The organism is Kitasatospora sp. NPDC047058 (assembly GCF_040643935.1).
Taxonomy (GTDB): Bacteria; Actinomycetota; Actinomycetes; order Streptomycetales; family Streptomycetaceae; genus Kitasatospora.
The window spans coordinates 1-2,325 of the sequence record NZ_JBEYVJ010000712.1 but is presented as its reverse complement, the minus strand read 5'-3'; the positions used below and the strand labels follow the sequence as shown (position 1 = coordinate 2,325).

Annotated in this window: 3 protein-coding genes; all 3 read left to right on the top strand. The window is 76.0% G+C overall.

The window, feature by feature from the left end; all coding sequences use genetic code 11:
- The coding region (locus ABZ885_RS39640) for a hypothetical protein (RefSeq protein WP_360199829.1) at positions 1–499 on the top strand (499 nt) is incomplete at its 5' end.
- 147 nt (positions 500–646) lie between these two features.
- Positions 647–793, top strand: a complete 147-nt coding sequence (locus tag ABZ885_RS39635; protein WP_360199827.1) for a hypothetical protein — start codon at positions 647–649, stop codon at positions 791–793.
- Between the two features lie 322 nt (positions 794–1,115).
- A partial coding sequence (locus ABZ885_RS39630; RefSeq protein ID WP_360199831.1) for an ATP-binding protein occupies positions 1,116–2,325 on the top strand: 1,210 nt, incomplete at its 3' end.

Sequence of the window (2,325 nt, the reverse complement as noted above, 5' to 3'; positions counted from 1 at the left end):
CGGCACGGGGAAGCCCGACTACGCCGAGCAGGCCCGCCGGCGCGTCGAGGAGCACGACCGGCTGTTCCCCGAGGTGGCCGCCCTCGGCTGCGCGTCCGCCAAGGCGAGCCCCTCCGCCACCGGTACGGCAAGCGCCGTCCCGCTGGACCCGGAGGCCGCCAAGCACGCCGAGAACAGCATGTACAAGCAGCAGATCGAGCTGACCGCCGAGGGCCGCTGCCGGGGCGCGGCGCACAGCGCGCGGATCGCCGCCGCCCTCAAGGCCCGCGCCACCGGGTCGCCGCTGGGCCAGGCGGACGTCGTGGGACTGCTGGAGTCGCTCGGCTACCCGCGGGCCGGCACCACGGTCGGCAGCTCCGGCACCGACCTCGTCTTCGACCTGTTCGTCCCCGGCACCGGCCCCTGTGTCAGCGGCCGGCTCGCCGCCTCCGCCGTCAAGGTCGAGACCCACGGCGTCTACATGGAGGGCGGCTGCACCGAGCCGAAGGGCGGCCACTGAGCCCTCCGGCGCCCCGCCCGGCAGGCCGCCCCCGCGCACCCTCACGCCCGCGCGCCCTCGCCGTGCCGCTGACCGGGTAGGCAGGTAGCCGGCCGCCTCCTTCACCGGCCGCGTGTCAATCCCGGCCGGATCATTCCCCTGAACGAGTTGTTTCTCCGGCTCGTCGCCGTGCCCGTTCCGGGCCCGTTCCCCCCGGTCGTGGTCGTCGGCGTGCCCGCCCCCGGCTTCGCCGCCGCCTCCGGCCCCGGCGCGGGCCTGCGCGACCGCGCCCGGGAATTCCTGTGCCACCGGTGAGTTCGGCACCGATCGAAGCCCGGCGGCAGCCGCCGACGACGGCCACCGGCCGCCCCGCCGACCGCGGCCGGAACCCCGGCAACGCCCCTGCCATCCCCACGACTTGGCGCCCGCTGTCGTACCACGAATCCCCGGCGGCGCGCGAGGGTTTCCCGCGGAGTCCCCCCTCATGGGCGAACTGGGCGCGGGCATTGGCATGGCGAGCCCGGGGCGCGGTAGACCTGGTGCCGGCATCACCCGGCGGCCGGCGAAGCGCAGGCCCCCCGCCGGCGTGCGCGTGCCCACCTGTCGTCCGTAACTTCCCGATCGTTTGAGGATGCTGATGCTTCGTGCAGGATCGTCACCCAGAGGCAGGCGCTCCGCTCCAGTCCTGGTGTGGCTGCTGCCCACGGTGGTGACGGCGGCGACCGCCGTCGTCACCGCGGCGGTGGCCTCCGCCGGTGCCCGGGCCGGGGTCGTCTGGTGCGGGGTGGTGGGCACCGCGGCCGTGGCCGTGGTGGCCGGCGAGGCGGCGCGCCGTGGGCGCGCGCTGGTGGGCTTGCGCGCGCGGTGTGCCCGGCTGGAGAACGAGCTGCTCGCCCGGCTGGCCCGGCAGGAGTCCGAGACCGACCGCCTCGCCCGCGAGGAGCTGCCCGAGGCCGTGGCCACGCTCCAGCGCGGCGAGCCCGTCGGGGAGGTGCTGCGGAAGTACGAGACCCAGGACGCCGTCGCCGGCCCGCAGTTCGAGGCGTCCCGGCAGGCCGTCCTGCGCACCGTGCTGGAGGCCGTCGACAACGAGGAGGCCATGCGCGAGTCCGCCCAGCGGGCCTTCGTGAACATCGCCCGCCGCGTGCAGGCGATCGTCCACCGGCAGGCCCAGGACCTGCGGGCGATGGAGGACCGGCACGGCACCGACCCGGCCGTCTTCGACGACCTGCTGACCCTCGACCACGGCAACGCCCTCATCGGCCGCCTCGCCGACAGCATCGCCGTCCTCGGCGGCGCCCGCCCGGGCCGCCAGTGGAGCCGGGCGGTGCCGCTGTACAGCGTGCTGCGCGGCGGCATGTCCCGCATCCTGGAGTACCGCCGGGTCGAGCTGCACCCTGTGTCCGGGGTCGCCGTGGTCGGGCCCGCCGTCGAGCCGCTGATCCACGCGGTGGCCGAACTCCTCGACAACGCCACCCGCTACTCCCCGCCGCAGACCAGCGTGCACCTGACCGCCGTCGAGGTGCAGACCGGGATCGCGATCGAGATCGAGGACGGCGGCCTCAGCCTGAGCGAGGAGGGCCGGGCCCGGGCCGAGCGGATGCTGCGGGAGGCGCAGGCCGGCATCGACCTCAACGACCTCGGCGAGACGCCCCGGCTCGGCCTGGCCGTGGTCGGCCGGCTGGCGCAGGCGTACGGCTTCAAGGTCTCGCTGCGGCACTCCGCGTACGGCGGGGTGCGCGCGGTGCTGATCGTGCCGCAGGAGTACATCACCACCGCCCCGGCGACCGGCCGCGCCCACGGCATCGGCATCACCGCCGGGCCCCGCCCCGAGGGCGACTCCCGCC